The following is a 25,183-nucleotide window of genomic DNA, read 5'->3' on the forward strand; positions in this document are numbered from 1 at the left end:
GGTTGCAGGTGTTCTTTCATAACCCTCTTATAGCCCGCACTAGGTTGTGGTGGCAGCTAATGCGTAGAACTACATTTATAGTCGGCACCTGAGCTGCCTGAATTATTTTTCGAGTTTTGCAACCCAAATTACGGCTCAATTGCCCTGTAAGTCGCAATACAAGGAATTGTGCTAATAAGCATAGTGGCCAGCAGCAGCAACCCTACAGGTAGCATTTTTTCGTTGCTGAATATCCAGCTAGATATATTTAGCCCGTATTTGCTTATTAGCATGTCTTGGGTTAACTCTAGCCCTAACCACAGGCTAAGTACTGCAACGCCAATACTTATTAGCACAATGAGTAAAGACTCAAGCTGAATTAAGCTAAATATAAACCAAGGGCTAGCCCCAATACCTCTAAGTACCGAGAATTCATGGCGCCGTTCTCGTATGGCGGCAAGCATAATTGTGCATAGGCCAATTAACGCGGCGAACAATACCAGCCAAGAAATTATCGCTAGAATGTTTTCTACCGTGCCCATCATGCGCCAAAGCTCACTTAATGCAATGCCGGGTAATATTGCTAGCATGGGTTCGTTTTTATAGGTGTTTACCTTTCGTTGAAATGTAAATGTAGATAGCTTCGAGTTAAGGCCCACCATAAATGCCGTAATGCTTGTAGGTGTTAGATCTTGGGTTTTGGTGTGGTTGCTGTGGTTTACATAGTTGCCATACTGAGATAAATCGACACCACTTTGCCACCCCTTATGAATGGCTTCTATGCCATCTAGGCGCACATGTACGGTTTGGTCTATGGGTGTACCTGTTGGGGCTAAAATGCCTACAACAGTAAAAGGGTTGTGCTTGTGTTCACTAAAACTTTTTGCACTTATACCGTGGCTAAGTGTAATGGCATCCCCTACTTTGTAATTAAGTTTTTGGGCTATGTGGTTACCTATTACTGCTTCAAATGTGCCCAAAAACGAACGGCCTTGGTTGAAGCTTATGGTGCGCTTGTTAGCATACTTAAAGTGCTCGAAGTAAGCTTCTGTTGTGCCTAGCACGCGAAAACCTTTATGAGAATCACCTAGTGAAATAGGTATTGCCCAGGCGACTTCTTTTTGTTGTGAAAGCTCCTCATAACTTTTCCAGCTAATATTGTTGGTTGCATTGCCAACATTAAAAATGGAATACATAAGCAGATTAAGCTGCCCTGTGCGAGCACCAATAATTAAATCAACACCTGAAATTGTTTTGGTGAAACTTGTTTTTGCCTCTTGTTTTATATGCTGTATCGCAAGCATAACTAGCAAGCTTATGGTTACGGATAACACGGTTAGTCCCACTGTAACCTTTCTTGCTAGAAGACTTTGCCAAGCAAAATTAATTAGCATGGCTGGCCCCCTTTTGAATTTCATTAAGGTTTTGCAGGTCGACTATTTCGTCGAAGCCACGCGCTAGTGTTTTGTCGTGGCTTACAAAAATAAGTGTGGATTCATTTTCTGCAACACATTCTAGTAGTAGCGTCATAAAACTATCACGAGCTGCTGCATCTAATGCTGAAGTGGGTTCGTCGGCAATTATTAGTTCGGGGTTATTAATTAAAGCACGTGCTATTGCTACGCGTTGCTGTTGGCCAATACTTAAAGCGCTTGTTTTGCGTTCTGCAATATCTAATGGCAACCTCAGCGTGTTTAGTAGCTCATTAATACGGTTAGCAAAATCTTTTTTAGATGAGCTTTTATTGTTAGAAAAATAATACGCTGCGGCTATGTTATCTCTAACTGAAAGGTAGGGGATTAAATTAAACTGTTGGAATATAAAGCCAATATGCTTTGCACGAAACCTATCGCGCTTCGCCCCTTTTAGCTGGCTTATAGGCTGCCCCAATACATTTATGGCGCCCTGTGTTGGCACTAAAAGCCCTGATAGCAACTTCAAAAAGGTAGATTTACCCGCGCCAGATGCGCCTTGAATAAACGCCTTTTCACCTGCATGTAAGTACCAGTTTGGGATGCTCAACACAGGATTGGCAGTTTTATGGTACTTAAACTGCACAGTGTGCATTTCTACAGCTAGGCTGCTATTACAATTGATAGTAGGATTGGGCGAAGTTGTTTTAGGCATAAGTTATAGGCTTAGTTGTTGGCTCAGCTGTTGGTAGCGTCACATAACTGTTAATTGCTTGTTTCTAGTAGAGTGAGATTAAAGGAGACTCTGATTAACCCCAATTGCTTTTTGCGAGAGCCAAAATGTTTAACCGCAAGGCATTCTTCACAGCTAATGGCCTTAGTCCCTAGCAACAAGAGCAACAAGAGCAACGAAGAAGATGGGCGTTTTGGCCACGCCCTACGGGTCTTTCAGGCATTCTCGTCCTCGTCGTTATTTTATCTCGACAGCCAACCAGTATGCCTCTATAAAATGCCTAGAGGACAAAAATGCCTGAAAGACAAAAAGTGATTGGGCTTAATCAGATGTTCCTAAAGGTTTATTGGGACCCTACTAGTTTATATAATGATATATCCTAACATCCGATAGCTAGATGAGGTACTCACAATTGCGTTTTCTAAACCCTAAGGCATTGCAATACATTGCCCTGCTTTTGCTTTACTTGGTATTCCACCCGCTGGCAGCCAATGCAACCAAGCAAGCGCAAAACAAAGCCGGGCATAGCTATCAATCTATTGAGTGGACAGACCTAATGCCGGAGGACGACCTGCAGGCATTGCTTGATCCACCTGCCTATTTAGATGAAATAGAAGATGGCTCGCCTGAAGATCAATTGCTGTCCCAGTTATCAGCGCCGGAATCGGCCGAGCCTGAGTTAGGTGCATCTTCTGTATCGAAAGGTCAAATGCCATTAGCCGCAGAAATAGCCAAAGCAAGTGCCAATGCAAAAGACATCCGCTACCAGCAGGCGCTGGTTTCTAAGCGGGTGCGCCCAGAGTTTGACGGGGCCAAAATAAAGCTACCCGGTTATATTGTGCCTTTGTCGTTTGATGACAATATGGTGATAACTGAATTCTTTCTTGTTCCTTTTTTCGGCGCTTGCATCCATGTGCCGCCCCCTCCCCCAAACCAAATGATTTATATAAGCTACACGAAGGGGCTGAAACTTGAGAGTCTTTACGACCCGTTTTGGGTTGAGGGTACGCTTGTTATAAAAGAACACAGCAATGAGGAGATGGGTACGGCGTCGTACAGCTTACTAATCGATAGTATTTACCCCTATACAGATTAATACGGTTTTGCATGCTTAAGGTGTTGGTTGGGTAGCTTTTTGTTTGCGCAAGCAGCTTGCTCGGGCAGCTTACTCAGCTAATTTCGAGCAAGCTTTACATAGGCACTGTAGCTCTAACTGTGGGTTAATTAGCTTGTAATCGGCATTGGTTATTACCGCATCCAGTTCTTGTACTATGTGCTTAGCTATACCTATTTCTTTTACGGCCTGACAGCGGCCACAAATTAAAAACTGGGGTATTTGGTGGGCGTGATCACAGGCAATATGGGAGCATGCAACGTACTTATTGGTTGAGCTGAGCTTGTGCACTAGCTCTTCAGACTCTAAAAAATCTAACATGCGGTAAGCAGACATTGCCGGCATGGCATTTTCAGAGCTTTTATTATAGGTGTCGGCCACTTCATAGGCCGAAAGCGGTGTTTTGGAAAGCAGTAGTATTTCTAGGATTCGTTTACGCTTATCGGTTAACCGGCCCCCAGAATGAGCACATATATCTTGTGCTTTAGTCATAATTTTTTTGAGTTGTTGCTTATTCATACTAAGGGCTGCTCACCATTGATATATCATATCGGTTAACTAGCATACAAATACTGCTCTACGAATACAACTGCCAAATCAACCTAGTATGGGGGCTGGCGACAAAAACCTTATTCCATTAACAAACCGAACGGAAAATCCTCAGCCGCACCCGAATCTTCGCCCTCTTTCCATATAATTTCTATTCGGCTTTCTAAGCAATCATCAAGCACCACTTCTTTTAGCGAATCGTCCACTAAATTGTAGCCAAATACGCCTTCATCTGTAATGAGTACAGCTTTCAGTCGCTCTACGTTCAACCCTGCAAAGCAATTAAATATGGCTTGCCTGTGGAATATTTTCTCTGCGGAAATACGCCAGCCAGAACTACGGTAGCCTTCGCCTGTGTTGTCACTTTTTAAATACCCGCACTCTGGAATAGTTAATTCTTCGGGGCTTGTGAGGGTTTGATGGTGATTGCTGCTCGATTGTATTAGCCTTTTGGCCGCCTTGGAGGCCCCCTTTAGTAACGATGGATTAAGTTGGCCCTGCTCGGCGTAAACAACCTTTATCTCTGGCCCAGCTTGCAGCTTTACGTAGTTTTCTAGCTGCTCTTTCTCGTTACTTTGATATAAGTCGCTTTTATTGCCAACAATAATATCGGCTATTTGTATTTGCTGATTAAACGTATCGTGATTGGTATAGCGTTTATCGCTTACTTTGCGGGCATCTACTAGTGTAACTGTGGTTTGGACATCTAGAATGGTTCTGTAATGCTCTGCACTAAGCACTTGTAATATTTCTTTTGGGTGCCCCAAGCCTGTCGGTTCTATAAGTAACCTCTGAGGTTTTGCTTTAGTAAGTAATTGATTCAGGGCAATTTGCATTGGCAACCCTGCTGCGCAGCACATACAGCCACCTGGTACCTCTCGAATAAATAAACCGCTGTTTTCTGAATGCTGGCCTTGTAGCAGACTGCCATCTATGCCTATTTCTCCAAACTCATTAACTAATACTGCCCATCGCTCGTCTTCAGGCTTGTTAGCTAATAAAGATAAAATAGCGGTTGTTTTACCTACGCCCAAAAAACCGGTGATAATATTGGTGGGTATTGCCTGTATTTTTTCTAGCTTTGTATTCATTTGTTTGGTTCTTAAAAGCCGTATCAGTTAAAAAGAAAAATATAGTTTTAGTTATTGTGCAGGCTCGAGTATGACTACGGAATTATGTTTATTAAGCTTAGCTGCGTTTTGGCGGTCAAAGGCAATCCATTGGGCTGTAATTGAATTAAACCCTTTAAATTCTTCGAATATTTTAATATCTATTTCTAATTTTTTAGTTCGTTTACATTGCCATTCCACGTTTAGGCTAACATCGTGGTGGTGCTCTTTACTTGTGTGATTGCCGTTAGTACTTACGTGATGTGTACTGGTGTTTTCTAGTTCGAATGGGAAATCTACGCTGTTATTTTTTAATACACATGCAGGCGTAATCGCGAAAAAGTGTTCTGCTTTTTGTAATTTGGCGACAACTTCTTTGGCTAATTGCTTTTGCTTGTTTGTGTGAGGGGCGTGTTCAAACCCAAGCAAATTAACCGCGGGGGACTCTAACGTAATAAATAAGCTTGTGCTCTCAAGAATAATTAACACATCTGCTTCGCCATGGGTATGTGCGCCATGTTCTTGAGCGTTTGCGGCGGTGCTAAAAGGGGTACACAATAGGCCAGATAACAACAGGGCTGCTTGCAGCAGGTACTTGCGTTTCAATGTTTGCTCCTTCCGAATACAAAAAGCGGAGACGAGGCCTCCGCGCGAAAATATTGGATTGTTATTTAGCTAGTCGTTATAGCTGTTTTAGCCGCTAGTGCTCGTGAGCGCCGGCTATACCCAACCACGTTATGGATTTTGGTACATAGTCTAGCTCGATTGCGGTGTTTATATCTAATAGATTTAAATCGATACTGACTACTTGTTGTGCTATTGGGTCTGCGACATAGGCGAAATGATCATTTTGTGAGAAAGTTAACGAAAAGTTAGTTCCCTCAGGCATGCTGGCGATATCTTGCTCTGTTATGTCTAGCCTTTCTGCAAATACCCACTGTGTTACCCCGTCAGTTTGGCTGGGCTCTAGTACAGTTACATACCCTTGATTATCCAATATTAAAAACTGCTCAGCTTCGAATGAAAAGCCCCTGCTAACTACTTTTGCGCTTTCAACTGGTTGCCAGTCGATTAGGTCCATCTGTGCCAAGGCCGGGTTGATGCTAAACCATTGCATGCTAGCACCGCTATGAGCACTAGCAAGCGCTATAAATTGATCACTGTTTTCATGGCCATATATAGAGCCTATGCGCAGGCCATCCAATACGGCATCGGTGTTCAATATTTTTTGTGCAGTAAACGCCCCCTCTTGTTCGCTCACCAACAGCACGCCATCCGAGCAGCCAAAGACTATGTAGCTTTCGTTTTGCGCAGCGCCGTGCAAGTCTGGACAAGCTATGTCTAAGATTGTTTCCTGCTCGTACTGCCCGTCGTGCAAATGATATACCGCTACCTGATCGGGTAATATTGGGTTTGCAGATGTTGTTTCGGCATCTGATCTTCGCCAAGAGGCAAGCAAATAGTCTGCGCGCGGCTCTGCTACACCGTGCATATTAACGCCAAAATCAATAGAACGCGGTGCAGATACGCTAGCAGCTATATCTGCATCAGTTACAATGGTAACGCTGGCAGGCGTAGAGCTAGTTGCATCGCCATCGTAAAATACCGCAAGTTGGTTTTCATGGGTTACAAAGTGTGTTGGTCTGCTTCCTGTTAATGTGTAATTTAATAGTGCTGGTGCCTCGTTGTAATCGTGTAGGTGGTCTACGTGATCTTCTTGCCATAGCCCGCCATCTAGAAAGTTAACAGTATTGCCAACTCGATCCACTAAAATACCGTAACGGTACCCAGCCGATGCATAAAGCGCACTAGGCACACTGGCTAGTTCGAATGCATTAATCAAGCTGTTATCTTCCAGGTTATAAATTAAGGCCTCTGTGCCTGTAGCGTTGGTGATTACAAGGCGGCCGCCATCTTGGTGCTCATGATCGTGCTCATCTTCTTCACTTATAATGGGTGTTTTTTCATTAATTGTTGTACTCGCACCACCGCAACCGGTAAATGCAAAGCCGCAAATAGCGAGCAATAACCAATTACATTTTTTGGAAATAAACATAGTAAACCTCGTAGTGAATGTGTTGTTTAAATTAAGAGCTAAAAGTTGCCGCGCAAACCAATGCTAAAATTTTTGCTTGGTTTGGGAGCAATGTTTTTTAAGTAAGAGGTATGCACGCGCGCTTCGGTATCGGTAATATTTTCTGCCTTTATAAAAAGTGCCACTTCGGCAGTTTTAATCGGTAAGCTCCAGCTTGCACTCGCATCTAGCCAGTCATAGCCAAGGGTTTTAGTTTCTAGGGGCGCTACGTGGGTTTGATCATTAAGGTGAGACCAGCTTATATTGGCTGTAATACGGCCGTATTGGTAATCTAGCTTAGCGCCGTAACGCAGCGGTGGCGTACGCGGTAGGTAAGTTGAATCTTCTCGTAGTTTTGCTTGAACATAATCAGAGAACAATGTGGTTTTTAATCGAGGTGTTACTTGCCACATACTCTGCGCTTCAAAACCGTACAGCTGTGCATCTGCACTTTTAAATAAATAAACCGGTAATTCATCGTCGTGAACATCATGCGCTTCATCGTCACCGTGTGCATGATTATGGCCGCTTTGCGCGTATAACCCCGTAGTTGTTTGGTAGTAGTAATTATCTACTTGATTATAAAAAGCATTGAGTATTACACCTACCTCGCCCTCATACTTGCGAAAAGTTAAATCGATATTGTTCGACGTTTCTAGTTGAATTGTGCTTCTATTTATATCGAATTGCGGTTCACTGCTAGTATTATTTAGCTCAAACAAAGCCCCTATTTCATAACTACCTGTGCCAATATGCGGGCCAAAAGAGAATAATTCTGATGCGTGAGGTGCGCGTTCTGCATGAGCCAATGAAATGGCAAGGTTATAGCCAGGGGTAAAATCCCACACCGCACCAGCAGAAATACTCACAGGGGAAAAGCTTTGATCTGTTTCAAATACCTGAATAACAGTTAACGTGTCTTCGTGCTCTTCACTGTGCGTATTATTTTGTTCGCTGTGACTGTGCAGGTTTAATTCTGGTAGCAGCACGTTATCTGCTATTAAGGAAACATATTCAACACGCATACCTAGCTGTAACAGTACATTGCCAATATGCTTTTCTTCCACTGCGGCTAGCGCGTAAGAAGCAGTATTAGATGGCGGGGTAAATGCTTCTTGGCCGATTGCAGAAACATCGCTGTGCTTATAATGAAATACCCAGCCGCCCTTCCATTCTTGAATGGGCTGGTGCATTAGGTCTACTTTTGCTTCTACGGTTTTATTGGTAAAAATAGTACCGGTAAACCCAGCCTCTATTTCTGCGTGACTATAGTTTGTATACCCCAAACGGCTATTTACGCCGGTTAGCCACTTGCTGTTTAAATCTATTTCGCTTATTAGTTGAAAGCGATCTTGATCTAATTCCGCAAATACACTTACTTCATTGGCGTTATGTTGCTCGCCACCATGGCTATGCCCCGGTATGCCATACTGACGATACAATTTGCCATAGGAAGCTCCTACATAGCCGTTATCAAGTAGGTAACTGCCGCCCAGAGTGAAACCATGTGATTCTTCACTACTATTGTTCACAAAATAATTATTCGAGTGAGTAGTTTGCTGGCTATCCGCTGATTGATCGTCCGTATTTGTTTCTGGGTTTACCGGTACTTGGTAGTCACTCGATTCGCGCCAAAAGCCGTCAAAATGTAGGGCAATAGCATCAAGCCCAGTATTAATGTTTACGGCCCCTAGCTTTTGTTTGTTTACCGTTTCATGCGAAATAAACCACTCGCCGTATGTAGTGGAATCTTTGGGTACGCGAGTATCTACAACGTTAACAACACCTCCAATAGCACCGCTGCCAAAAAATAACGTGGCTGGCCCTCGCAATATTTCTACTTGTTTAGCGGTAGATACTTCAGAAGTCACGGCGTGATCTGGCCCAACGCGCGACACATCACTCACATCCATGCTGTTTTGGGTTATTTGTACGCGCGGCCCGCTTAGTCCTCTAATAATTGGGGTGCTGGCAACATTACCGTGAAAATTAGTATGCACGCCCACCTCCCCCTCGAGTGAATCACCTAAGGTTGCAGCTTGGCGGTTACGTAGTTCGTTGCCACTCAACACCGATATAGGCTGGGCAGATTCAATGACAGAAGCGTGAATAGGTAGCCCAATTACATCCACTTGTTCGATAACAGATCGGGTTAATGGTATTTGCATAGGTTCAGTGTTTAAGGTGTCTCCAATACGGATAACCTTATGGCTAAACCCTGGCGCTACAATATGAATCTCGTACGCATGTGTTTCCTCTATCGAAAATTCACCAAGCTTGTTTACCGCAAAAGTTTCACTTGAACCCACCACTTGAATGGTGGCGTTAGTAACGGGGTTGCCTTTGCTATCAACAACTTTGCCCTGTAACGCGTGGGCGTTTATCGACGCAACCATTGCAGCTACTGTCAGGTATAGGTACTTCATTAATGACTCCAAATCACAGCAGAATTAGTGATATATCATATCTATATATGACTACATAAAAGGCTTTATACGCAGTCTAAAGTAAGCACACAACGCGGATTGTTGGTATCCGCTACTGGAGACCGGTGGACTACGCCCTTGCCTTTATTGCCAATCCAGGTTTCGCCTTTAAATAAGCTTACTTGACCCGCTTGTAAATTTTGTATTCGCGCCAAGTCAGATACCTCTACACGGCCCCTTTCATCTCGCCATGTGTGTTGGTTGTCGACCCATTCGGTTGCTGCGCCATAATAAGTAGTTATTAGGCGAACTGGCACATTATCTACATGAAACCTTGGGCACATTGCCTTTGTTAATACGGCTAGCCGCAGTCCCACATTACCCATTTCAAATAGCTCACTAAACATATCAACCAGCAGAACTACATCGTCAATAAAGTCTTGTTTTCCAGCGTTAGCGGGTAATTCAAATTGCAGGTGTTTTTCTATAGCTGTTAGATTGCCACAGAATTTTATTTGTAATTGTTGATGGCTAGTGCAAAGGCTGCGAGTGTAACCCTGTAGGTGATTATTTAAGGGTCTATCCCATATGGTGAGATTGACCTTGGTGTTATATATGCGTGTTAATGCAATGGGGTCACTTGTTTCTGCGTGTAATAATGTCGTATTGGCGGCGACATGCTTCATGTTACTGATCCTTTTTTGCCATGTTCTGGCTTAAATTAAACTAACTATTGGCTTTTATAATGTTAAGCTAAGCGGCTTCTTTGTCGTTCCAAGCTGGAAACGGATCATCTAAACCTAACCAATAGTCCTTGCCTGCAAGCAATTCTTTTTCCGTTAATAAACATTTATCTAGCGCCTCAATTACAGCCTGTTTGTCTAGGCCTTGACCAATAAACACAAGCTCTTGGCGCATATCTCCAAATGGCTCTTCCCAACTCTTTTTTATAGATGCAAGGTAGTCTTCGTCATCGGGCCAATTTTCTTTGGGTACTGCTTTCCAAAACATGCCAGCAAAACCATACCGTGCAATACCACCGGCTTGATTCCACTGCCCAGCGGCTTCTGGCCGAGTCGCCAGCCAAAAATAACCTTTTGAACGCAGGAGTTTCCCTGCAAGTTGTTCGCTGTGCAAAAAATTATAAAATTTTTGCGGGTGAAATGGCTTACGGGCTTGATAAACAAAGCTGCTAATACCGTACTCTTGGGTTTCTGGAATATGCTCTCCGCGCATTTCTTTTAGCCAGCCCGCTGATTGCTGCGCTTTGTCAAAGCTGAATTTTCCTGTAGCTAATACAGTCTTTACGTTTACTTTACCGTTTGCAATTGTATGGATACTTGCTTCGGGGTTAAGTGTTTGTAGTACAGCTTGCGTGCGGGCTAAGTGTTTATTGCTTACTACGTCGCTTTTAGAAATGAGTATTACGTCGGCAAATTCAATTTGATCTACTAGCAAGTCTGCAACCGTGCGCTCATCGTCATCGCCTAGGCTTTCACTGGTTTCCTGTAGGTACTTAGCTTCGTCATAATCATTAAGAAAGTTAGCGGCATCCACAACAGTTACCATGGTGTCTAGCCTTGCTACGTCGGAAAGGCTTACACCTGTTTCATCGGCGAATGTGAACGTTTCAGCGATAGGCAACGGCTCAGAAATACCGGTGGATTCAATTACTAGGTAATCAAATCGCCCTTCTTTCGCAAGTTTGTTTACCTCAATTAGCAAGTCTTCTCGCAATGTGCAGCAAATACAGCCATTACTCATTTCGACCAATTTCTCTTGGCTGCGGTTGAGTGTTACTTCATTTTTAACTGTTGCTGCATCTATGTTTACTTCACTCATATCATTAACAATTACGGCAACACGTAAATGGTCGCGATTATTTAAAATATGGTTTAGCACGGTAGTTTTACCTGCGCCAAGAAAGCCAGATAAAACGGTAACAGGTAGTTTTTGATTCATAAAAAACCTCTAATGGAATGGTCTATCCAGCTTTACGATATTTCGACACACAAGAAATCAAAGCAGCCAAGTTCCAGCAGCCTTAACGCCTGGGTGATTGATTTATAGCCCTGACACTAGCTCCGCCTGTAGGTGGCTGGCTATCTATCTAGGGTATGCAGGATATGATATATGATATCATTATCTGGCTGTAATGGGACGACTGTCAAGCCTTAGGTTTAATGCGTTTTAGTGATGAGCCGTATACCGTAGGCTAAGATATCGCCCAATCAGGTAAAACAGGGTAATGGTACCGCCTAAATATTGGTGTATAGCGTTATGGCTACTGCGGTTGCAGCCAACACATAGGCAGCTACGAAAATAATGCCATCCCTTGCTATTAGCGCTAGTGCAAACAACGCAATTGCGGTTGCTGGCAATGCCGCTAGAAATGGCATTATCTCCATGGGGGGGATTACAAAAGAAAGAAACAGCATGCAAACGGCTGTTAACTTTATCGAAAATTGCGTAAATAGGTGTTCGTGGCGCTTGCTAATAAGCTTATCGAGTTTTTTCGCAAACCCCTGTGCTTTTTGCTTGGCTTTAGTGAAAGTGCTGCGTTTAATGCTTCTATCACGTAAAAATTTTGGTAGCCAAGGCCCAGAGGCACCAAAAAGCAGTTGAATAGAAAATATAGAAATTACTACTGCGCATAAGGTTGGCACCATGGGAATGGCACCGGTAGGCAGTATTGCTGCAACGGCCACTATAAATATTAATGGGCCAAAGCCCTGAGATTTTAGCGAGTCTGTAACGTCTCCTAGGGTTAAATCGCCTTCGGTTGCGTTATCTATTTCTTCAAGAAGGTCGTAGATACTTGCAGACTCACTCATTTACTCACTCCTATCAATTCCTGCTAATTCAATTTGCGCCGTGTTCCCTTTCAAGTCGGTTATTTCAACGAACCATTACAGTCGTGCTCTGCTTCCTTTCGGGCCGAATATAACCCAACAAATTAAACCTATAACCGGTACAACCAAAATAAAGAGTATCCACAATACCTTTTTTTCTGTGGACTCGTTGCTAGCAGTAATTTTAAGTACCGCCCAAATAATCAATGCAAGTATAAGAATGCCAATGCCTGTTTCTAACATAATATTTTCCCCCTATTACAAATTAATAAAACTTAAAACTGAACGACCATTTTACTTTTGCTCTCTACATAAAGCAGAACTCATACCAACATTTAAAATGTCGAGTATATTACGGTTGTACACTTGCAGGATGGGGGTTTAGGCGGGATAGGCAGGTTTACGACGCCAATTTTTCTGGCGTGAGTATTCCTGCTTTGAAAATTGTATAGTGCCAGATGTAAAAGTAACAAAGATACATCTACTGGGTTACATTAATCTCCTCTACCCGAACATTTTGTTCGATGGGAATAACGGCCGGGCCAAACTGATTGTATATAGCAACATCTGCGGCATCTCTACCGTAGCCTATGGCTATATAGCCACCTTTCTTGGTGTGTTGCGTTGCGTCGAATGTATACCACCTATCTGCAACAAATGCTTCGAACCAAGCGTGTAATTCCATTGGTTGCAATTCGTGCAAATACCCCACTACTAACCGAGCTGGAATGCTTAAGCTTCGGCACAGCGCGATGCCAAGGTGGGCCATATCTCTGCACACACCAATTTGTTTTTGATTAACTTCGGTGGCAGATAAAGGTAGCGTGCTACCGCCGGGCACAAACTGAATATGGGTTTGCAGCCAGCTCTCTATTGTTGCAACTTGGTCGTAACCTAATAGCTGGTTGGCTGTTATCTCGGTAGCCATATCGCCAAAACGGTCAGATTCACAATAACGGCTAGGTAATAAATATTTCAAAACGCTATCGGGTAGGTGTTCTATTTCTACAAAGGCACCGCCTGGATGAGTGTCCACACCGCTGCTGGTTCTTATAGTTGCAGACGTATAAACAGTAAAGTCGCCTACCGGTGCAATTAAGCGCTGACATAAGTTGCCGTAATCGTCGGTAAACTCTATTGCAGGTACACTTGGAAAGAGTAAATATTCCTCCGCGGCAACCCACTGCTGCGCCCCGCTTCTAGGCCTAAGCATAAATACAAAAGGGGTTGGTGAAGTAATACTAAACTTTAGTTCACAGCTTGCCTTTAACCACATTACATTGGCGCTCCGGTAGGTGTTATTGCATCAGTTACCCAAACATTTACAGTCATATTGGTACCCGGCGGGCCAAAAAAGGTACCAGATATAGGCGGTACCGCTTCTGGTCGCCTCGATACAGCTACAGCAATATGCTCTGGCCCGGCTATGCTCCCCATCGTAGGGTCAAAGCCTTTCCAGCCCGCGCCAGGTAAAAACACTTCGGCCCAAGCGTGAGTAGAGCCAGCTTGGGCAATGTCGGTATTTGAGTATATGTAGCCACTAACAAAACGCGTAGCAAAGCCGAGTTTTCGCGCTGCACTCATAAATAAATTTGCGGAATCTCGGCAAGACCCAGATTTATTTTGCAATGTGGTGTCTGCCGATTGCACACCCTCTTCCTCGCGCTTACAGTAAACTATAGATTGGTAAATGTTTTGGTTTAGCTTTAGTAGTAAGTCGAATGTTTGAATGGTGTTGCCTTGCGGCCAGAACAGTCTCACCCAGTTATTCACCATGGGCTGATCAATATACTGAATTTGTTCCATATAGGGCGCGAGAAGAATTTTATCCTCGACGCTATAATTAAATGGGTATTCCACAGCATAGCTTTCTAACAAAAAATCGTGTGGCGATAAGTCATATTTTTGAATAATTATATCGCTCTGTATATTTAACTGCTTTACCTTGCTGTTAAAGCTGGCTATACAAACAGAATTGCTTTCGACATCTCTATGCCAGCGAAGCGATGCGTTAGGGCTAATGTCTAAACTAGATGACTCAATACGCTGGTCGTGGCCTTCTCTCGGCCTAAGCCTAAGGGTGTGGGGCAACAGTTGTACCGATGCAGAAAAGTCATACTGTGTTTGGTGGATAATTTTGTATCGTTTCATATTCCTCCTGAATACCTTCGTACAATTTAGCGACTCATTAAGCCACTCCTTGTTCAGCCACTACTTACTCAGTCGATCCCTGTTTAGGCACTCCCTTTAGTCTTTTTCTTCTTGGTTGAATCCTTTCAAGCTATTCGTAGCTAATTGCTTGGGATATTTGCCATTTAAGTGAGGCGCTGCAGAAAAATTTAATAGGTAGGCTTAGTCATCATAACAGCAATTTTAAAGTTAGCTCTGTTTTATTACATCGTCTTTCAGTTATAGCGCTCAGCTATTAGCTACGGATTTATCCAATATTCAAATTGAGCTTTTCTGTTCTTACAAACAGCTTGTAAAAATTGCAATTTATAACGTTATTGGCGTTCGTTACATTACTTACGTGTTTGCACCCTCTTTAGTAAGTGAATAAGTAAAAGCCAGGTGTGACGGGTGCTGCAGCAGCATAGGATATTTATTGTATGGTAATTTCAGTGAGTTGGCACAAAGGATGCTACTACTAAAGTGAACAAGTCTAAAACCAGGAGGAATATCATGACTACTAGTTCAGTACTTAAATCCAGCGCTACAGAAATTAAAACCAAAGGTGGTTTGCAGCATAAGGATCGCTCTGAACTTGCCAGCCAGCTTTCATCGGCATTAGCAAATAGCTATGTGCTGTATTTAAAAACGCAAAGCTTTCACTGGAATGTAGTAGGCCCATTATTCTACAGCTTACACAAACTTACCGAAGAGCAGTACGAAGATATGGCATTAGCAGTAGATACCATTGCTGAACGTATTCGAGCGATTGGTTTTATTGCGCCAGGCAGCTTTGAGCAATTTAAAGAGCTTGCTGAAATTAAAGAAGAAGCTGGGGCGCCTAGCGCCGAGGAAATGATTCAACAACTTGTAGACGACAATACAACTTGTGCCCGCTTACTTCGCGATACTGTAATCGAAGCGGAAAAAGTAAATGATGTTACCACCGCCGGTATTCTTACCGATAGAATCGGCCAACACGAAGAGAATGCTTGGATGCTCCAAGCCATTCTTTCATAACACTTTTTTGCCTCACCTCTTTGTGAGCGCATATAAGTGACGAAAAGCCTCACTACGAGGCTTTTCTAACACACTACTTACGTATCCGAAGCGATTTTAAGCACTAAGGCTTACATTTTATAGAGTGCGACCAAGGTGCGTGTTTTGCTAATACATTCTCTATTTTAGCGAACGGTAAAGCATCGCGCATGCAGGAATCGTTTAACGGGAGGATTAGAAAATGTTAAGAAGCTTAAATGAAATATCTGGTTACAACTTAGAAGCGACCGATGGTGATATAGGCGAATGCAGGGACTTCCTATTCGACGACACCCAATGGACCATTCGGTATATGGTCGCAGACACTCACAAGTGGTTACCCGGTGGCAGAAAAGTATTAATTAGCCCTATTTCTCTTGGTGAGCCACAGTGGGCCAACAGCGCATTGCCGGTAAATCTTACCCGTGAAGAAATAAAAAACAGCCCTTCTATTGATGAGCACAAACCTGTTTCTCGCCAATATGAGGCTCAGTTTTTTAGATATTACGGCTATGGTTTTTATTGGATGGGCGGTGGATTATGGGGAACAGGCCCTCACCCCGCTGCATTGGTAGAAACCGCAGCACCGGCTTTAGCCGACATACAAGAGAATGAAGATGAGCACTTGCGTTCTGCCTCTGAGATTGAAGGTTACACGGTGAATGCCAAGGACGATTCAATCGGTCATGTCGAAAACTTTATTCTACAGGACGAAACGTGGGAAATTGCGTACTTAGTGATAGCTACGCGCAATTGGCTACCTGGCGGTAGAAAGGTTTTAATTTCCCCGCATTGGCTAACAGATATTGACTGGAAAGGACGTTCTGTTTCAGTAAACCTAACCACAGAACAAATTAAAAATAGCCCAGAATATCATTCAGTTGAATTTGCTGACCCTGTATATGAAGACACCTTACACAGTCACTATGGATTAAGTAAACGCAAATAGCTTTTATGTGTGTGGGTGCATAAATCCTGTATTAACAATAGCCCTGCGAAAGATGCCGTGCAGGGCTAAAGGAGCTACGGCTATGAATAGTGCAAACTCGTTAAGTAGATCAACCCACTTAAAGTTAGTCTCATCCAGTGAAGAACATTCCCGCTCCCCCTGCTCTCAAGATCTTATTTCTGATTTACCACACACTCGTTTACGAGAATGCCCTGAGGGCGCTGTATTGTTCCAACAGGGAGATGCCGCAACCACCTTATATCGGTTAAGTAGCGGTTTGGTAAAACTTGTAACATATAAGCCTGATGGAAGTACCAGAATCGTCCGTGTTTGTTCTGCAGGTAATTTGATAGGCATGGAGGGCTTGTTTAACGCGAAGTATCATTACACTGCAATTGCGTTAAGCTCCGTAAGCGCTGTTGAGTGCCCTATTTCTGATATTCAGCAACGAGAAAAACACGATATTCAATTGTATCTTCAGTTAACGGAAGAGCTTTACGACCAATTGACGCTCGCCGATAAGTGGATATCGGATTTTTCTTCAGGCAGTCTTAAACAAAGAATTGTAAAATTGTTAGAGTACTTAACCAGTATTAAACAGAGTCAATCTAGCCGTTTAATTGAGCTGTTAAAAGTGCAGGATATTGCCGACATAGTAGCTGCCACCCCCGAGAGCGTTAGCCGAATATTGGCTGATTTTAAACGTAAAGAAATACTTGTAAAAAGCAGTGGTGCTTTAATGGATGTATATACAATTGATTTGCAGAAACTGAACACGCCAATGGTTATGTAGCTGTAACCAAGCTTACATTTTATTAAATCTTAAACCTTAAACCTTAAACCTTAAGCCTTAAACCTTAAACCTTAAACCTCAAAACTTAATCCCTAAAGATTAATCATTAACGCTACTAAGAGGTAAATTCGTTTAATAGTAGCAGGCCTTGTACAAACGGTGGCCTGCTAAACTATATAGCTGCTCCAACTACCATACTTATTGCCAATACTCCCTTTAGGTAGGCTACACGCTATTATTGCTAAGCCCGCTACCCCACTTGCCAATATAGAAATAATACCCGCGGATAATACAAAAGGCGTAATCAATAGCGCCATGCCGAGAAAAATATTAACGAATCGTATTGGCCGCATTACTTCTGCGCACGCGGTTATGGTTATTGTGAGTATTAATGCACCTATTAGATGATCCGCATTCGCCATTGCGCCTGTTGTATTTAATGTAATGCGTGTAAACATTAGCCAAACACCCAATATTGCGCAGACCGCAAGGTTCCATGGCAAGGTAACACCGCCTAACGCACACTCTTTGAATATTTTTACAGGTGACTGAGCAAAGTTATCGGCTTGATTACCATTGCTCTCGGGTAGCAAACCGTGCTTAGCGTTGCTACTCTGTTTCTCGCGCGAGGCATTTGCCATTTCTTCTTCTATTTTATTGGGTTCATCGGTATCGCCAGTAAATAGGATTAGCATCCAAGGTTGACCAGCTTGCGCTCGCCTTTTTAGAAACTGAATTGTTGCAACTATTTCGTCAAAACTATAGGGGATTTGAATAAGCATTGCGACGGCGGCAATTAGACAGAGGGTGCACCAAGTATCTAGCACAATAGGCTGAATGATAATAAAGGTGATTGAAATTGCACCTAGTGGAATAATCATAAAACCAAAAAATAATACTAGCCACGGCATAGTTCGCCAGCGGTTGCGAGACCCAATTACACCGGTAAGTATTTCTAACAAATAGGTTAGTGCTCCTAAGCCGGCATCTGGTACCGGCCAAGCTTTGGACACGCTAGATGTAATTATCTCTTCTGTACCGTTTTTGGCATTATCTATAGCACCACCAAAAAATGGCTCCCACACGCTATCTATATGCTCTAACTGATACGCAGTCAAATATCTAGATATAAAAAAGCCTACAAATGCCAATAAAATTATTGGCAGCCGCTGAAACCAATCTGATGGCGAAAACTCCCAGCCAGGTGGGATTGAAGGCCCTGTTTCACTCGCTACCGGCGATACCAAACGCGGGAATGGTCTAACTAAAAGTGCAAAGCCGAATACTAACCCGCCTATAATGGTGTTGTTTAAATAAGCAGCTGCGCTTGGAGTCCAAAATATTAAAGGGGCAAACATAAGCCACATAGCTACCACGCCTAACCCCCAGCGAGATAATTGGTATAAGGGCTTAGCAGAGAGGGACATGCACGCAAAAATACAAACCAACACACCTGAAACAATATCGCTTATGCACATTGCTGAAGCGTTATAGCCTAGTGTAAATGGTGAGCTTAATAGCCAGGCTCCCAACCCCATGTTTACGAAGGGGGCCCAAATACTATTTTTATGCGCTTCTAAATACTTTACTTCATACTGCTCTCTTAACTCTTCAGGATTCATATTTTTTTCTTTAGCCGCGCGAAACCATGCCGGAACTTTAATGCCGTTGTTCTCGTACCATTGAATAGGGTTGGCTTTAAGATTATGAATTAGTTTTGGCAAACTAGTTTGTATACGATGCTTGGGGGTCCACCCCAGTGTGTGCTCTATTTTTTCTATATTTAGCTCATAGTGATCAGACGCCATATCAATCATAAATGGCTTAATAAAGGGCCGTTCACCCTCATCTAGATCATCTGGTATTACCGGCTCAGACCTGTCCTCTACCCACGCCCCTACTTTTGCTAAAGGTTCTGGCACAGAAAAGGTCGCCCAATCGCTTTCGCCGTGAATCTGCTTACCTATTTGATGTTGTAGTTCACAATAACTAATAACAGAGGCTTCGCCAGCTAAAAATATATTCTGGCTATCAAGTTCTTTACGCTTTGTTATTACTGCTTTAAAGAGGTCGAGCAAATCTTCTCTGTGAATAAATGCTTGGCCGGCTTGGCTATCACCTGAATGCAATACGCTTTTGGGGTTGCGCTCATATATACGCGATATTTGGTGTGCTAACGTGGGCACAGCCACTTCGTCGTCGTATAAGCCCGCTAGCCTAAGTATGGTAAAAGGGGTTTTGCTGGTGTGGTCTATAATTACATTTTCTGCATTCGCTTTCGATTCTGGGTAAGCCCACTTTGGCCCCAAGGGCGATTGCTCTGCTATAAGCTCTCCGGGTTTACCCGGTTTATGAACGAGCATGGTACTGGCGTAAATAAAATGCTCTACATTTATTTGAGTTAATGCATCAAGTAGGTTTTTTGTGCCCTTTACATTTACTTCATCGTAAAGCGGCGACTTTTCGCCGGTAAAATCAAAATACGCGGCCAGATGAATTACTGCTGCTACGCGTTCGCCAAACCTTTCCTTAACCGTAAGGATTGCATTATCCATAGATTTAGGGGATGTAATGTCACAGGTTATGTCTGCGTATTCAGAACGATCTAAACCAACCACCCTAAAATCTGCCGCTAAGAATTCGCTTAGTGCGCGGCCAATATTACCTGTAGCCCCCGTTATCAATACGATATTTTTGGCTGCGGTGCTTTGTGGTCTCGTATTGTTATGTGCTTGTTCAGTTAATTTACTGTTAATGGTACGCCTCCATATTCCATTCAATACATAGCTCTACGCGATCAACAAATCGTTTATTACCGTTTAAATACGGTACTAACCTGCTATTGTTTTAATATTTACAAATTCGTGTATACCAAATTCGCTTAACTCTCTTCCAAAACCACTATTTTTAATGCCACCAAAAGGTAGCTCTGGCGTTGACCGAACAAAATCGTTAATAACGCATGCGCCGGCTTCAACGTTTGCTGCAAATTGCTCTGCTTTGTTGCTATCGGCTGTGAAAATAGCAGAACCTAGGCCAAAGCTCGTTTCATTTGCTACTTGCATGGCTTCATCCTCATCTAAAACAGGAATAACAGCGGCTACAGGCCCGAAAAGCTCTTCATTGTAGGCGGGGGAATCTTTAGCAACATTGGTTAATACCGTAGCTTCGTAGAAAAAACCTTTACCAACGGGTATTTCACCACCGCAAACAATTTCGGCGCCTCTACTTGTACTTTCTAATACTTGGCAGTGTAGGTTTTCTAATAAATCCTGACGCGCCAGTGGCCCTAGCTCCGTGCTTTTGTTTAAAGGGTCGCCCATTTTGGCCTTGCAAATATGTTCCGCTAGCAACTCTTCGAATTGTCTGGCCACAGCAGATTCCACAATAAAACGTTTTGCACCTATACAGCTCTGACCATTATTAATAAGTCGGCTGGTAGCGCAGCGCTCGGCGGCTTTAGAAATGTCGGCATCTTTAAGCACGACGTAGGGGTCACTTCCACCGAGCTCTAGCACTACTTTTTTTAGGTGATGACCTGCTTGTTGTGCTACCTCCCTACCCGCTTTTTCACTGCCAGTAAGTGAAACTGCACGCACAGCATTATGTGCAATTACCTCTGGGATAAGATCTGAGGAAACGGGTAAATGTATATAAGTATTTTCTGGGCAGGCTTGATTAAAGGTTTTGGCAATAGCTTCTGCGCAACCAAATACGTTGCTCGCGTGTTTTACCACAACAGTATTGCCCGCCAATAATGTGGGAATAGCAAACCGGAAAACCTGCCAAAATGGAAAATTCCACGGCATTACACCAAGTATTACACCGAGCGGTTGAAACTCAACCCGGCTATTTTTCAGGTTGGATGAAATAGGTTTAGCCCTCAAAAATTGATGGGCGTTTTTGCAGTAATAATCACACAACGCAATGCACTTATCTATTTCAGCCTTTGCTTGATTGATTGGCTTACCCATTTCTATTGTTATAAAAGTGGCTAGGCCTTGCTTGTTTTCAGCAAGCTGCGTTGCTACTCGCTTAATTAAGGCGATTCTTTCATCTAAAGCCGTTTTTCGCCATTGTTTAAAAGCAACATCTGCTTGATCTAGCTTTCGATCGATTGAATTTTTAGCCAGTAGTGCATAGCTACCAACCTCTTGCTCTGTAAAGGGGTTAACACTTACAACTTGGCCGTGAAGAGCGTGGTGCGTATTAGCTTGCATACTGTATTCTCCTTATAAACAACTTTATGCGTTAAGAGTTTAATCCCGCTATAAGAATACGTTATAAGATTGTTGCAAAAGGTACTTAACAAGAACACTACAGCATGCATCATTACAAGCCATTGACAATTATCAATCGCGACAAGTGATTTAAAGCTCACCGTGTTGCATGTTTGAAAAGTGTGAAGTGAGTTTAGTTTTTTTTTACAGGTTAGTATTTGACCCAATTACTCCCTCTTAGACCTATTGATACTGCATTAATTATTTATGGCATATTCAATGTAGTAACCCGTTAATCGTGCTCGCGTTTAACAGGCGCTTCTTCTGGTGAGCGCTCTGGTATCTCTTCAATATCATATGGCTTACTTTCTGTCGGGGTTGGCATATCTATTTCATCTGGGGTGTTGGCAGGTATGTCATCTTCTTTGCCTGAAAAATAACAAGAGTTTATCTGTAACAGGGCAGAATGTTTTCCAATGGGCTTTGTTTTTAAGTCGTAATTCATAATTTTACCTCTGGCAGCGAATTGCAGGTTTTACCCTGTTTTTCTATTTTTAATACAGGGTTGATTAATAGTGACTAGTTGCTGGCGGCACATTATTTGGCGACCGCCAATGAGATTAATTCCGATGCGCTTAATTTATTCATCTAATTTACTTGCCCGATTGATGTACCTAATAAAATAGTTACGTAGGTTATACCCGCGCATCTAGCCGTACATTGATAATTATCAATGCGTTGAGATTGATATCTCATTAAGCTTCATATTAAGTTAAAAGTGTTGTCGCTGTTGCTTTTGTAGCTACTCTTGTACCAATCAAAATGTAATCACTTAAAAACAACCCAACCAAGGAGATAAAATGGACTCTAGCATTAAATGTTCAGTAAAAAATCAATTAAGCGTTGGGGCTAAAAGTTATGATTACTTTGATCTTTCCAAGGTACTTGAACGCCTGAAACGCGATAATCAAAGTTCCAAGAATAACGGTAGTGAAAGTAACCAATCTACGACCACTTTTGGTTCCATATCGCTCGCTGATTTGCCTTTTTGTTTGAAGATAATGCTAGAAAATGCAGTAAGGAATTTGGATACCAAGAATATAACAGAGCATCAAGTGCAGGCACTCCTTGAGTGGCCGCTTGAACAGCAGAAAAAAGGTGCAAAAAACGATTGTAAAGTAGCCTTTTCACCCTCTCGCGTACTATTACAAGATTTCACCGGCGTGCCGGCAATTGTTGATTTAGCCGCAATGCGCGAGGCGATAGTTAAATTGGGGGGTAAACCGCAAGATATTAACCCTTTAACACCCGTGGACTTGGTTATAGATCATTCGGTAATGGTGGATTATTTTGGTACTGATAGTGCTTTTAAAAAAAATACGGACATTGAATTTAAAAGGAACAAAGAAAGGTACCAGTTCTTAAAATGGGGGCAAAAAGCGTTTGCCAATTTTCGTGTCGTACCGCCGGGAACCGGTATTGTGCACCAAGTGAATTTAGAATTTCTCGCCTCTGTGGTTACTACCACCGAAAAAAACGGCAGGTGTTTAGCCTACCCCGATACTTTAGTGGGAACAGATTCACATACAACAATGATAAACGGTTTGGGTGTGCTCGGCTGGGGTGTGGGTGGGATTGAAGCCGAAGCCGCAATGCTGGGGCAACCAATAAGTATGTCTATTCCAGACGTAATCGGCTTTGAATTAAGCGGCCAGTTAAAAGAAGGCGCCACGGCAACGGACTTAGTATTAACTATAACGCAACAACTGCGGGCCAAAGGTGTTGTCGGAAAGTTTGTTGAATTCTACGGCGATGGATTAACCAACCTACCACTGGCAGATAGAGCAACAATCGCCAATATGGCTCCGGAATATGGTGCCACGTGCGGTATATTCCCCATCGACGAACACACTCTGCGCTACTTGGAACTTACAGGTAGGCCAACCGAACACATAGCACTTGTTAAAGAGTATGCCAAAGCGCAGGGACTATGGCGTGAAGATGGTTGTAAGCCCGCTGTTTACACTGAAACCCTGAAATTAGATTTAGCTCTTGTAGCGCCTTGTATAGCAGGGCCTAAAAGACCGCAAGATAGAATAGCCATAAGGGACGCAAAATCGTCTTTTTTTAACGAACCAGACTTTAATAACAAAAATTTAGCAGACACAAGCCTAGAACACTTTGCCAGTGAGGGTGGCAGCCCTGAAACTAACAATCCAAAAAGAAAAGTTAAACCTGATTACAGTACGCGCGAGCTGCAAAACGGCGACATCGTAATTGCCGCTATTACCTCTTGCACCAATACATCTAACCCCGCTGTAATGGTTGCAGCAGGGTTAATAGCGCAAAAGGCTATTCAGCTAGGTTTAACGACAAAACCTTGGGTAAAAACTTCTTTTGCCCCAGGTTCACAGGTGGTACCTGCATATTTAAAAAAGGCAGGGTTAGACGTTGCTCTCGATGCTCTAGGCTTTAATCTTGTTGGGTTTGGTTGCACAACGTGTATAGGCAACTCCGGCCCACTCCCCAACGAAATAGTTACAGCTATTGAGCGCCAATCTCTAACCGTATGCTCGGTGTTATCTGGCAATAGAAATTTTGAAGGGCGCATTCATCAGCAAGTTAAAGCTAACTACCTTGCTTCGCCACCGCTCGTTGTTGCATACGCGCTTGCTGGCAGCATAACTGTAAATTTAGCAACCGAGCCATTAGGTTATAGCACTGCTGATGAACCCATTTACCTAAATCATATTTGGCCGTCGCAAAACGAGGTGGCAGAGGTTATGGCTAAGACTATTACAGCTCAGCAGTACCGCCATTATTATGCCGATGTATTTAGCGGTACGGAGCAATGGCAAGCACTTGCAGCGCCAGATGACGCTACGTATAACTGGCCAAGCTCTAACTATATTGCTAACCCGCCTTATTTTAAAGAAATGGAAAAACGTAAATCAGAGATTAAGCCAATTGAAAATGCACGATGTTTAGCATTACTAGGTGATTCAATCACAACTGATCATATCTCCCCTGCTGGTGCCATATCAGCACAAAGCCCGGCTGGCAAATATTTGCAAGAATTAGGTGTTAAAGAGGAAGATTTTAATAGCCTAGGTTCACGGCGCGGCAATCACGAAGTAATGATTCGAGGAACCTTCGCCAACCCAAGGTTACGCAACTTACTTTGCCCCGAAAAGGAAGGCGGTTATACCCTGAAACTACCCAGTGAAGAAATTAAAACCATTTACGACGCGGCCCAGCGCTATAAAAAACATGATACCCCTTTGGTTGTAATTGCAGGTAAAGAGTACGGGTCTGGGTCTAGCAGAGATTGGGCAGCAAAAGGTGTTAAATTACTTGGTGTTCGCGCCGTTATTGCTGAAAGTTATGAACGAATTCATCGCGCTAACTTGGTAGGGTTTGGTGTTTTGCCACTTCAGTTTCTGGAAGGTCAATCTGCGGAAAAATTAGAGATTACAGGTAAAGAGCAATTCACAATTGAAAACTTTGCAGTGGGCGATACCCATGCAAACATGAAAATTATTAGCCCAGTAGGTGATACTAGAAACGTTAAACTAGCTATTCGCATAGATACGCCCGTCGAGTGGGAGTATTATCAACATGGTGGAATCTTACATTACGTGTTGCGACAAATGACCGGTGATACACAAGCATAACCAGCAATAAATAACTGCTAAGGGAATTTTACTACCCACAGATATATTGCTGATTACCACGCTTGCCGTAGTTGCCATGCATATGGTTGCAA

Annotated in this window: 21 protein-coding genes; 5 read left to right on the forward strand and 16 right to left on the reverse strand. The window is 43.0% G+C overall.

What is annotated here, in order from left to right:
- Positions 1–128: 128 nt before the first annotated feature.
- Together SDE_RS10360 and SDE_RS10365 are read right to left on the reverse strand one after the other, a co-directional pair.
- Entirely contained in the window at positions 129–1,373 is a 1,245-nt protein-coding gene (locus SDE_RS10360) for an ABC transporter permease (RefSeq protein WP_011468449.1), read from the reverse strand.
- Complete coding sequence (locus SDE_RS10365) at positions 1,363–2,106, reverse strand: ABC transporter ATP-binding protein (protein ID WP_011468450.1); 744 nt, start codon at positions 2,104–2,106, stop codon at positions 1,363–1,365. Before SDE_RS10365 ends, SDE_RS10360 begins: the two co-directional genes overlap by 11 nt.
- A 415-nt stretch (positions 2,107–2,521) precedes the next feature.
- Here SDE_RS10365 and SDE_RS10370 point away from each other — a divergent pair, with 415 nt between their 5' ends.
- Positions 2,522–3,220, forward strand: a complete 699-nt coding sequence (locus tag SDE_RS10370) for a DUF3299 domain-containing protein (RefSeq protein ID WP_011468451.1) — start codon at positions 2,522–2,524, stop codon at positions 3,218–3,220.
- Positions 3,221–3,289: 69 nt separating this feature from the next.
- On the opposite strand, the gene SDE_RS10375 is transcribed toward SDE_RS10370, so the two are convergent.
- The 11 genes from SDE_RS10375 to SDE_RS10425 form a co-directional block, all read right to left on the reverse strand.
- Entirely contained in the window at positions 3,290–3,757 is a 468-nt protein-coding gene (locus SDE_RS10375; protein WP_011468452.1) for a Fur family transcriptional regulator, read from the reverse strand.
- Positions 3,758–3,867: 110 nt separating this feature from the next.
- Positions 3,868–4,878: a CobW family GTP-binding protein gene (locus SDE_RS10380; protein ID WP_011468453.1), complete on the reverse strand. Its 1,011-nt coding sequence runs from the start codon at positions 4,876–4,878 to the stop codon at positions 3,868–3,870.
- A gap of 51 nt (positions 4,879–4,929) precedes the next feature.
- Positions 4,930–5,502: a DUF2796 domain-containing protein gene (locus SDE_RS10385; protein ID WP_011468454.1), complete on the reverse strand. Its 573-nt coding sequence runs from the start codon at positions 5,500–5,502 to the stop codon at positions 4,930–4,932.
- A 94-nt stretch (positions 5,503–5,596) separates the two neighbouring features.
- The gene (locus tag SDE_RS10390; RefSeq protein WP_011468455.1) at positions 5,597–6,952 is read right to left on the reverse strand and encodes a hypothetical protein; all 1,356 of its coding nucleotides are present in this window, start codon (positions 6,950–6,952) and stop codon (positions 5,597–5,599) included.
- Between the two features lie 38 nt (positions 6,953–6,990).
- The gene (locus SDE_RS10395) at positions 6,991–9,396 is read right to left on the reverse strand and encodes a TonB-dependent receptor (RefSeq protein WP_011468456.1); all 2,406 of its coding nucleotides are present in this window, start codon (positions 9,394–9,396) and stop codon (positions 6,991–6,993) included.
- Positions 9,397–9,461: 65 nt separating this feature from the next.
- Positions 9,462–10,082, reverse strand: a complete 621-nt coding sequence (locus SDE_RS10400) for a DUF1826 domain-containing protein (protein WP_011468457.1) — start codon at positions 10,080–10,082, stop codon at positions 9,462–9,464.
- A 67-nt stretch (positions 10,083–10,149) separates the two neighbouring features.
- Complete coding sequence (zigA, locus tag SDE_RS10405; protein WP_011468458.1) at positions 10,150–11,358, reverse strand: zinc metallochaperone GTPase ZigA; 1,209 nt, start codon at positions 11,356–11,358, stop codon at positions 10,150–10,152.
- 296 nt (positions 11,359–11,654) lie between these two features.
- Positions 11,655–12,230 (reverse strand): exopolysaccharide biosynthesis protein, encoded by a 576-nt coding sequence (locus tag SDE_RS10410; protein ID WP_011468459.1) that lies wholly within the window; start codon positions 12,228–12,230, stop codon positions 11,655–11,657.
- Between the two features lie 75 nt (positions 12,231–12,305).
- Positions 12,306–12,491, reverse strand: coding sequence for a PLD nuclease N-terminal domain-containing protein (locus SDE_RS10415; protein WP_011468460.1), 186 nt, complete (start codon positions 12,489–12,491; stop codon positions 12,306–12,308).
- Positions 12,492–12,729: 238 nt separating this feature from the next.
- A complete protein-coding gene (locus SDE_RS10420; protein WP_011468461.1) occupies positions 12,730–13,524 on the reverse strand; it encodes a transglutaminase-like domain-containing protein in 795 nt (264 codons plus the stop codon).
- Positions 13,524–14,399 carry a transglutaminase family protein gene (locus SDE_RS10425; RefSeq protein ID WP_011468462.1) on the reverse strand — a complete coding sequence of 292 codons (876 nt, stop codon included), beginning with the start codon at positions 14,397–14,399 and terminating at the stop codon, positions 13,524–13,526. Before SDE_RS10425 ends, SDE_RS10420 begins: the two co-directional genes overlap by 1 nt.
- A gap of 531 nt (positions 14,400–14,930) precedes the next feature.
- Here SDE_RS10425 and SDE_RS10430 point away from each other — a divergent pair.
- From SDE_RS10430 to SDE_RS21920, 3 genes are all read left to right on the forward strand, one after another.
- On the forward strand, positions 14,931–15,437 hold the full coding sequence (locus tag SDE_RS10430) for a Dps family protein (protein WP_011468463.1): 507 nt from the start codon (positions 14,931–14,933) through the stop codon (positions 15,435–15,437).
- Between the two features lie 220 nt (positions 15,438–15,657).
- Positions 15,658–16,404 (forward strand): PRC-barrel domain-containing protein, encoded by a 747-nt coding sequence (locus tag SDE_RS10435; RefSeq protein WP_011468464.1) that lies wholly within the window; start codon positions 15,658–15,660, stop codon positions 16,402–16,404.
- 82 nt (positions 16,405–16,486) lie between these two features.
- Positions 16,487–17,197 carry a Crp/Fnr family transcriptional regulator gene (locus SDE_RS21920; RefSeq protein WP_011468465.1) on the forward strand — a complete coding sequence of 237 codons (711 nt, stop codon included), beginning with the start codon at positions 16,487–16,489 and terminating at the stop codon, positions 17,195–17,197.
- 167 nt (positions 17,198–17,364) lie between these two features.
- On the opposite strand, the gene SDE_RS10445 is transcribed toward SDE_RS21920, so the two are convergent.
- From SDE_RS10445 to SDE_RS10455, 3 genes are all read right to left on the reverse strand, one after another.
- A complete protein-coding gene (locus SDE_RS10445) occupies positions 17,365–19,977 on the reverse strand; it encodes a vitamin K epoxide reductase family protein (protein WP_011468466.1) in 2,613 nt (870 codons plus the stop codon).
- A gap of 51 nt (positions 19,978–20,028) precedes the next feature.
- Positions 20,029–21,417: an NAD-dependent succinate-semialdehyde dehydrogenase gene (locus SDE_RS10450; RefSeq protein WP_011468467.1), complete on the reverse strand. Its 1,389-nt coding sequence runs from the start codon at positions 21,415–21,417 to the stop codon at positions 20,029–20,031.
- A gap of 292 nt (positions 21,418–21,709) precedes the next feature.
- Positions 21,710–21,922, reverse strand: a complete 213-nt coding sequence (locus SDE_RS10455) for a hypothetical protein (RefSeq protein WP_011468468.1) — start codon at positions 21,920–21,922, stop codon at positions 21,710–21,712.
- 355 nt (positions 21,923–22,277) lie between these two features.
- Here SDE_RS10455 and acnA point away from each other — a divergent pair, with 355 nt between their 5' ends.
- Positions 22,278–25,091, forward strand: a complete 2,814-nt coding sequence (gene acnA, locus SDE_RS10460; protein WP_011468469.1) for an aconitate hydratase AcnA — start codon at positions 22,278–22,280, stop codon at positions 25,089–25,091.
- The last annotated feature ends 92 nt before the right edge of the window (positions 25,092–25,183 follow it).

This window comes from Saccharophagus degradans 2-40, from assembly GCF_000013665.1.
GTDB lineage: Bacteria > Pseudomonadota > Gammaproteobacteria > Pseudomonadales > Cellvibrionaceae > Saccharophagus > Saccharophagus degradans.

Bases quoted from the DNA above. Each gene is read 5' to 3' on its own strand.
- SDE_RS10420 (WP_011468461.1), bottom strand. From the start codon at position 13,524: ATGTGGTTAAAGGCAAGCTGTGAACTAAAGTTTAGTATTACTTCACCA.
- SDE_RS10435 (WP_011468464.1), top strand. From the start codon at position 15,658: ATGTTAAGAAGCTTAAATGAAATATCTGGTTACAACTTAGAAGCGACC.
- SDE_RS10450 (WP_011468467.1), bottom strand. From the start codon at position 21,417: ATGCAAGCTAATACGCACCACGCTCTTCACGGCCAAGTTGTAAGTGTT.
- SDE_RS10380 (WP_011468453.1), bottom strand. From the start codon at position 4,878: ATGAATACAAAGCTAGAAAAAATACAGGCAATACCCACCAATATTATC.
- SDE_RS21920 (WP_011468465.1), top strand. From the start codon at position 16,487: ATGAATAGTGCAAACTCGTTAAGTAGATCAACCCACTTAAAGTTAGTC.
- SDE_RS10430 (WP_011468463.1), top strand. From the start codon at position 14,931: ATGACTACTAGTTCAGTACTTAAATCCAGCGCTACAGAAATTAAAACC.
- SDE_RS10360 (WP_011468449.1), bottom strand. From the start codon at position 1,373: ATGCTAATTAATTTTGCTTGGCAAAGTCTTCTAGCAAGAAAGGTTACA.
- SDE_RS10455 (WP_011468468.1), bottom strand. From the start codon at position 21,922: ATGAATTACGACTTAAAAACAAAGCCCATTGGAAAACATTCTGCCCTG.
- SDE_RS10410 (WP_011468459.1), bottom strand. From the start codon at position 12,230: ATGAGTGAGTCTGCAAGTATCTACGACCTTCTTGAAGAAATAGATAAC.
- SDE_RS10400 (WP_011468457.1), bottom strand. From the start codon at position 10,082: ATGAAGCATGTCGCCGCCAATACGACATTATTACACGCAGAAACAAGT.
- SDE_RS10415 (WP_011468460.1), bottom strand. From the start codon at position 12,491: ATGTTAGAAACAGGCATTGGCATTCTTATACTTGCATTGATTATTTGG.
- SDE_RS10365 (WP_011468450.1), bottom strand. From the start codon at position 2,106: ATGCCTAAAACAACTTCGCCCAATCCTACTATCAATTGTAATAGCAGC.
- SDE_RS10375 (WP_011468452.1), bottom strand. From the start codon at position 3,757: ATGAATAAGCAACAACTCAAAAAAATTATGACTAAAGCACAAGATATA.
- zigA (WP_011468458.1), bottom strand. From the start codon at position 11,358: ATGAATCAAAAACTACCTGTTACCGTTTTATCTGGCTTTCTTGGCGCA.
- SDE_RS10425 (WP_011468462.1), bottom strand. From the start codon at position 14,399: ATGAAACGATACAAAATTATCCACCAAACACAGTATGACTTTTCTGCA.
- SDE_RS10370 (WP_011468451.1), top strand. From the start codon at position 2,522: ATGAGGTACTCACAATTGCGTTTTCTAAACCCTAAGGCATTGCAATAC.
- SDE_RS10395 (WP_011468456.1), bottom strand. From the start codon at position 9,396: ATGAAGTACCTATACCTGACAGTAGCTGCAATGGTTGCGTCGATAAAC.
- acnA (WP_011468469.1), top strand. From the start codon at position 22,278: ATGGACTCTAGCATTAAATGTTCAGTAAAAAATCAATTAAGCGTTGGG.
- SDE_RS10390 (WP_011468455.1), bottom strand. From the start codon at position 6,952: ATGTTTATTTCCAAAAAATGTAATTGGTTATTGCTCGCTATTTGCGGC.